This window comes from Shewanella sp. MM_2022_3 (assembly GCF_022557375.1).
In the GTDB taxonomy this organism is placed as follows: domain Bacteria; phylum Pseudomonadota; class Gammaproteobacteria; order Enterobacterales; family Shewanellaceae; genus Shewanella; species Shewanella xiamenensis.
Window position 1 is genome coordinate 116833 of record NZ_JAKZGV010000009.1, and the last position, 7632, is coordinate 124464.

Sequence of the window (7632 nt, forward strand, 5' to 3'; positions counted from 1 at the left end):
GGTTTTAGCAAGGTAAGAGTTAATGATCACTAGCGCCCATATCGATGATATTCGTACTCAAGTGCGAGCATGGCGTGCCAAGGGCGAGACTGTCGCCTTTGTGCCGACCATGGGCAATCTCCATCAGGGACACATCACCTTAGTGAAAGAAGCGGCGAAAAAATGCGATCATGTAGTCGTGTCTATCTTCGTCAATCCCATGCAGTTTGGGCAAAATGAAGATCTCGATGCCTACCCGCGCACCTTAGAGGCCGATAGCCAAGCCTTAACCGCAGCGGGCGCCGAGCTGTTGTTTACCCCAACACCGGCGATTATTTACCCCAAAGGGTTAGCGCAGCAAACCTATGTTGAAGTACCGGGGATCTCCGATGTACTCTGCGGTGCTAGTCGTCCCGGCCACTTCCGTGGCGTCGCGACCATCGTTTGTAAACTGTTCAACATAGTGCAGCCCGATGTCGCGTTCTTTGGCAACAAGGATTATCAACAACTGTTAGTGATCCGCACTATGGTTGAGGATTTGTCGCTGCCGATTGAAATTATCGGTGTAGATACAATTCGTGAAGCCTCGGGCTTAGCCATGAGTTCACGCAATGGCTACCTGACGGCGGAAGAAAAAGCCGCAGCGCCCGCACTGAAAAAAGCGATTGATGCCATGGCACAAGGCATCAAGCAAGGCGTGAGTATCGAACAAGTCACCGCAGAAGCCAAAGCGAGCCTTATCGCCGCTGGCTTTACACCGGATTATTTAGAAGTTCGCCATGCCACCACGCTGGCCCATGCGGAAGCTACGGACCAAGCACTGGTGATTTTGGCGGCCGCTTACTTAGGTAAAGCGCGTCTTATTGATAATCTGCGCTTTGATCGCTAAACATCTATTTAAGATTTGAGAAAAGGAGCTTAGGCTCCTTTTTTATTACCTCAGAACGCTGGTATTGCTGGCGTTCCAGTGAAGCGTCAAATAAATTCCAGTGTCAAAAAACTGGTTTTATTCTTTCACTTACGCCATAGTACTCACCAATGTTAACGTTAAGTAACATATGTTTATACTACATGGATTTATAACTGCTAAAGTTTAAAGGGAGATAAGTGAGACAACTCCATTTAACTCTAGCTTAATACCCATTGTGATAACTTCATTCATTGCGTATACAAAGGATTTGTCGTCGAATGGCAAGACTCATAGTGACTCTTATTTGTATGCTTTTGCCTCTCACGGCGCTCGCAAATACCGTCTATAAATGTCGCAAAGGCGATAAAGTCATCTTTAGCCAAATCGCCTGTCCGCAGGAATACAGTCAGCATAAAATTGAATATCAGTTGGGTATTAGCAACGAAATTGATTCGGATAAACGTGAAACCAAAGTAGACCCATTGCAAGCTTTGTTAAATAATCACTCCTTACCCCCAAAGAAACTGCTGCAATTACTCGACGGTGAAATCTATAGCCTAAAACAAGAGAATAGCTATTTTGAAATCCTAAGGGCCAGTGAATTACAGAAACTAGAACGGCAGCGATATTGGCAAAATAAAGACAAAAGTGATCCCGATTATTTAAAGCAACTGAGTAAGATTAATGATCATTTTGATAAACTCACCACAATCAATAGCCAACTTATACAGCAATTATCGGATAGAAAAACCCAAATAAATGCCGATGTAGAACACGAAGAACCCCAAAAAAATGACACGCATTAGTTGAGCATTAAACGTAAATGGTAACTACCGACTAAACAGCTAGTTTAGGGGTTGAAAGCAAAAAGGCGACCTTTCGGTCGCCTTCATTTTTAAGGACTAAATTAGAATTGTGCTACTACTGGTGCAGAACATAACGTTCCAGTGGTTTCACATACTTGATAAGTCACACTTGATGCAGACGTAGTGAAGCGATCACGATAGTTGCCATCGTTCTCAGTTGTCACCACTAACTGACCGTCACGGTATAGAGCAACACTTTCGCCTAATGCACTATCCCATTCAATATCTACCATAGCGCTACCACGGCGTGATACCAATGCGCGAGTGACGGATGCGTTGATACTATGCTCATAAACTTGAACTTCCATGGTCACAGTATTGCTGTGTTCCATTGAGTCAGTCACAGTGAGGGCCACAGTGTAAGTACCTGCCGCAGCAAATACATGGCTAGGGTTCATTTCAGTTGAAGTTGAAGTTGAACCATCACCAAAATCCCAGCTGTAGCTCACGATATCATCATTCGCATCGGTACTAGTGTTAGTAAAGGCGACACTTAAACCTTCAACTGCATACTCGAAGCCCGCCACTGGTGCCGCTGGAGATGCTTCGCCTAAGCCGCTGATCACTAAGCCCCAGTTATTAAGAGTACCAGTGTCAGCCGCTGCATTGTCATCTACTGATAATGACCAAGTACCCCGTGCGTTTTCACCATCAAACGCGCTTAAGTCCCAGCTCTTAACAATGTTGTCAGCGCTGCCGCCATCACGGTTATGTAGAACCACTTCAGTACCTGCTGGTGAAGTTAACACAACGCGTAAGTCACCAATCCAAGTGTGGCTGATATTGACATCGGCGGTCACGCCAAAAATCTGCACATCATCAGTAACTTCAATCGTGCTCACAATACCACTAGCATTGTTATCAGGGATAGCAACAGCATTCTCATTGCCATAGGTAAAGTCATTTAATCCTTGAGGGAACACATTCAGTGAAACGACTTTAGCCTTTTCAATGGTGCCATCGGTACCTGTTACTGTAATGCTGTAATCACCCCAAGCTGTTTGCGCCGTTGTCGCAACATCTAAGGTAAATGAACCACCAGCAGAAACAGTTGAGGCTGATAAGGACACACCTTCTAGCGCTGGAGAAACAGAGACAGAAAGCGCCACATCGCCTTCCCATCCAGCAACACTACCAACACTAAAGTTATAGCTTGCAGTGCTACCCGCTTCGACAGATTGTGATACTGGCGATACGGTAAACTTGTAGCTAGGAGATGGGTTAGCCTGCTCGAGTGCGTTAGCCACATTGAGGCGAGTACCAGCCACGGTTTTACCCGTTAAATCTGCATTAGCATCACCTGATGCCATCAGTAAGGATTTCATTTCTACTGGTGAGAGATCTGGATTTAATGACCACACCAGAGCTGCGGCGCCCGTGACATGTGGAGTAGCCATAGAGGTACCAGAATACGTCGCGTAACCACCACCTGGAACAGTAGAGAGAATCGCGGAGCCTGGTGCTCCCATATCGACGCTAGTTAAACCCCATTGTGAGAAGTCTGACATACGGTCATTACGATCCGTACTTGCAATCGAGAGGACAACGTCAGAATCGTAGCTTGAGGGATAATGTGGGCTCGCATCGTTATCGACCGCGTCATTACCCGCTGCTGCAACGAATAAAATGCCTGCTTCACCACCCGCTTCAATCGCATCTTTTAATGCTTGGCTAAAGCTACCGCCGCCCCAAGAGTTGTTGGTGGCTTTGATATCCACGCCATGGTTAACCTTCAGATCCGTAAAGTAATCTAAACATGCAATAGCGCCAGCTGTAGAACCATAACCATCGGCATCAAGGAACTGACAGGCGGCAATTTTAACGTCCCAGTTCACCCCAACGACACCCACACCATTGTTGCCTTTAGCACCAATAGTGCCTGATACGTGAGTACCGTGACCATTACCATCCATTGGGTTACCGTTATCATTTACCGCACTGTAACCGTGAATATCATCGATCACGCCGTTACCATCGTCATCGATACCATTACCTGGAATTTCGCCAGCGTTAACCCACATGTTGGCTTGCAAATCTGGGTGATTGTAATCAACCCCAGTATCGATAACCCCAATCACCACATCCGAGCTACCCGTGGTGATTTCCCAAGCCTCTGGCGCGTCGATATCTGCATCGGCACTACCGCCATTTTGGCCAGTGTTGTTCATGCCCCACAGGCTAGCAAAGCTTGGATCATCGGGCGTACCTATCGCCTGAAGAATGTAGTTGGGTTCTGCATATTTTACCGCAGGATGACGACTAATCACCTTAATCGCATCTTCAATATTAGCGCCTTTACGCAGGGCTAAACGGGCAAGTTTACCATTGAGTAAATGCTGGAATTTATCGTCTACGCCATCAGCATTTGCATCGGTTAAGGTGCCGCGAATTAAACGCTGTGCTGCTGCACGTTCGGCTTTAGTCACATTATCTTTGTACACCACAAGGATGGCGTCTTTTTCATAGACTGGTGCATCTTTTGCCATTGCAGGCACCGCTGACAACGTCATCGCTCCTGCAATTGCTAACGCCAATGGTGAGAGTTTTATTGACATACTTAAGCTTCCTATAGTCCTTTACGTTGAAATTCTGGAACGGCAATTACGCAGCAACCATTCAAAGTGAAATGGATAAAAACGACGAATTTCCAGCATGTTTGCCTGCAAATTGTTGCCATAATGTTTCAATTTAAAAAAGACGCTGCACGCTAAATACAACTTAACTACTAGACCAACTCGGTGAGGTAAATACCGCCTAAACGCAGGGTTTTATCGACAAAAAACAAGATATTCATGGAATTAACAAAAGTTAATCTGGTTAGCATTTAAATTACACCTCAAAAATAAATACCCTTTTGGCCAATTGTCTCTAAGCACTATGGCTCGTACCTTGATGCCTGAGTTGGAAGGAGTCTGTGCTCTGACCAAAACACCAATACATGCAAGGAGTCACTTGTGCCAAATCCATTAACACGCTTTTTGGTACTGCTGCTCTTGATATGTAGTTGCCTGACATCATCCCATGCGGCAGATGTCAGTGAATTGCCCGTCACACTGCAGGCGCTAATTGAGCTTTCAGGGCGCGATAATCTTATCGACCTAGTGCAGCAAGGCACGGCAAACCAAGGGATCGTGTTTCAATCAGGGAACGATAACAGCGCCTATGTGACGCAAGCGGGTAACGATAACGTATCGCTTGTGACACAGATTGGAACCAATAATGAAGTCCAACTACGACAAGTCGGCACTAAAAATATGGCTTCGATTACCCAGATTGGTAATGACAACCTGGTGCAATTGAACCAGCTAGGAAGCGGCAATTTTTCGATTCAACAGATTGCGGACGGTGCCGCAATCTCAATAACTCAGTATTAAACAGGGAGAGTCACATGAAATCACAAGCAAAAATGTCATTGATTGCATTAGCCATTACTGCGGGATTAAGTGGTAATGCGCTAGCAGCAAGCACAGTCAACGAAATCAGCGTTGAGCAAACAGGCCAAGGTCAAGATACCTTAGTCGCTCAAACTGGTGTCATTAACGCAGCAGCAGTAACCCAAACGGGTAACGACCAAGTTGCCACCATATTACAAGACGGTGTGTGGCATGAAGCACAAGTCAACTCAACTGGCGATGCTAACAAAGTGACTGTTAGCCAACAAACAGATTGGCACGTAGCCTCTGTTGATGTGGAAGGCAATAATAACGAAGTTGAAGTGACTCAAGACGGCTTCTTCAACCAAAGCAGCAACGATGTCGTGGGCAACGACAACCTTGTTTCAGTTAGCCAATTAGGTGAGCTGAACGAAAGCTATGTTGAAATCACTGGCACAGAAAACAGTGCATTTGTTGAGCAAGAAGGTGATGAAAACCTTGCCGTATTCCGTGTTCAAGGCGACAACAACGACGGTGATATCAAACAATACGGTAACAGCAACCAAGCGGGTCTAATTGCACTCGATCTGACTGCCAACGTGGGTAACAACAACGACGTATCAGTTGAACAAATTGGTAACAATAACTTTGGTGCAGCCAAAGGCATCGCTGGTAACGACAACAGTGTTGATATCTACCAAAAAGGTGATAACCACACTGGCTTTGTTTACGCCTTAGCCGGTAGCGAAAACGATATCAGCATGAAGCAAGAAGGCAGCAATAACATTGCTTACCTCTCTATGACTACGGGTGATGATAACACTATCGACATCGCTCAAGATGGTGATAGCAACACAGTTGGTGATTCTTTAGTTGCTGATATTCAAGGTGATGATAATGATATTGCCATCAAGCAAAAAGGCGACAGCAACGGTGCAGAGTTCCAAGTATGGGGCGATAGCAACGACGTAGACTTAAAACAACGTGGTGATGCTAACTTCGCAACCTTTGGCGCTTACGGTACTGACAACGACTTCGACTTATCCTCTAAAGGTGATAACAACGAGCTGGTTGCCTTCGCAACAGGTGAGGACAACAGCATCGAAATCAGCCAAGAAGGTGATGCGAACTTCGCTTATGTGGATGCCGTGGGTAGCGACAACGAAGTGGATGTTGAGCAAGATGGTGATCAAAACGAGACCATCATTAGCGTAACAGGTAACAACGCCGATGTAACTGCACTGCAACACCGTGGCGATCTGAACCTTATCGATTTAATCATCGAAGGTGATGAAAACTCAGCAGAAATCACTCAAGCGGGTAACGGCAACTGGGTCGGTGGTGATAGCGGTAGTTCATTTGCTGCCAACTCATTTGGCGTGAGTGGTGACAACAACAGCCTAATGATCTCCCAAACAGGTAATGACAACTTAGTATTAGGCTCACAAGCGGGTAACAACAACAGCATCAGCGTAACCCAAAATGGTGATATGAACGTTGCGACTGTTGTGCAATACTAATCTTTAAATATGAGTCGCCTTCAAGTTGAAGGCGACTAAATAAAAACGGGAACATTGATAATGTTCCCGTTTTTATTTGCCTATCACACGCAAAAGTACATCGCTATTCGTCTTATGGTTTGGGTATCACAAACAAAGGCTTAACTACAAAACTCAAAATGGGTTTGATAGGTCTGAGCCCACCTTAATAACTCGACACGATTTCGTGACTGGGTTTTACGGAAAATCGATGAAATATGCGCCTTTACCGTGTGCTCACTGATGCAAAGACGATGGGCAATTTCCTTATTTCTCGCGCCGCTGGAAACGAATTGAATGATGGTTCTTTCTCTAGAGGTAAGCGCTTGCAGCATGGCCACAGTGTCGGCAGGCATATCATGTTGTCCATCCAACTTTTGCACTACGCGACGAAACATCTTACTGAGCAAAGTTCTATCGTACCAAAGCTCATCGGCAACCATTTTACGCAATCCGGTCAACATCAAATCCATACGCTGGTCAGTAAACAGTAGTCCGCGTATGCCAAGCAGCATAGCTGACTCTTGATCTAAGGAATTGCGCTCAACTTGATACAGAGCCACAGGAATATGGGGGACAAGACGAGATGCCAGCAAAGGGATCCCTTTATTGTCTAAGGCCGCACCTTTCTGGGCGATTAAACAAAAGCTGCGATGCCCTTTGTCTAAATCTAACTCTAACTCTGAGGCATGTTTAACGATCCGTGTTTTCAATCCGATAGATTCAGCAAGTATCGCTAGATGACAAGGCGCCGCCACTTGATGTAAAAATACTAACTCATTGATAGTACCCAATTTACTCTTCTCCCTGAAAAGTATTTCATTATCTTTTTATCCGGCTTAATGAAATCTGCTTAAATCTCAGCATACATCTCATTAACATAGCCCATTTTGACTAGTTACCGTATGAATGCCATCACCCAAATGTACTAATAACCTCTATTTATATGTAGTAAATTCGACTAA

6 protein-coding genes are annotated in these 7632 nt (G+C 45.3%); 4 read left to right on the forward strand and 2 right to left on the reverse strand.

Annotated elements, in window-relative coordinates; translation table 11 throughout:
- The first annotated feature begins 22 nt into the window (after nucleotides 1–22).
- Together panC and MMG82_RS07950 are read left to right on the forward strand one after the other, a co-directional pair.
- Nucleotides 23–868 (forward strand): pantoate--beta-alanine ligase, encoded by an 846-nt coding sequence (gene panC, locus MMG82_RS07945; protein WP_047539685.1) that lies wholly within the window; start codon nucleotides 23–25, stop codon nucleotides 866–868.
- Between the two features lie 299 nt (nucleotides 869–1167).
- On the forward strand, nucleotides 1168–1695 hold the full coding sequence (locus MMG82_RS07950) for a hypothetical protein (RefSeq protein ID WP_037414547.1): 528 nt from the start codon (nucleotides 1168–1170) through the stop codon (nucleotides 1693–1695).
- 101 nt (nucleotides 1696–1796) lie between these two features.
- Here MMG82_RS07950 and MMG82_RS07955 read toward each other — a convergent pair whose 3' ends face one another.
- Nucleotides 1797–4310, reverse strand: a complete 2514-nt coding sequence (locus MMG82_RS07955; protein ID WP_241406710.1) for a S8 family serine peptidase — start codon at nucleotides 4308–4310, stop codon at nucleotides 1797–1799.
- A 399-nt stretch (nucleotides 4311–4709) separates the two neighbouring features.
- Between MMG82_RS07955 and MMG82_RS07960 the strand changes: the two genes are divergently transcribed.
- Both MMG82_RS07960 and MMG82_RS07965 read left to right on the forward strand, forming a co-directional pair.
- Nucleotides 4710–5129, forward strand: coding sequence for a curlin (locus MMG82_RS07960; RefSeq protein WP_241406711.1), 420 nt, complete (start codon nucleotides 4710–4712; stop codon nucleotides 5127–5129).
- A 14-nt stretch (nucleotides 5130–5143) separates the two neighbouring features.
- Nucleotides 5144–6649, forward strand: a complete 1506-nt coding sequence (locus MMG82_RS07965; protein ID WP_241406712.1) for a curlin — start codon at nucleotides 5144–5146, stop codon at nucleotides 6647–6649.
- A gap of 140 nt (nucleotides 6650–6789) precedes the next feature.
- Here the strand turns inward: MMG82_RS07965 and MMG82_RS07970 are convergent, their stop codons facing one another.
- A complete protein-coding gene (locus MMG82_RS07970; protein WP_037414538.1) occupies nucleotides 6790–7461 on the reverse strand; it encodes a LuxR C-terminal-related transcriptional regulator in 672 nt (223 codons plus the stop codon).
- Between the last annotated feature and the right edge of the window lie 171 nt (nucleotides 7462–7632).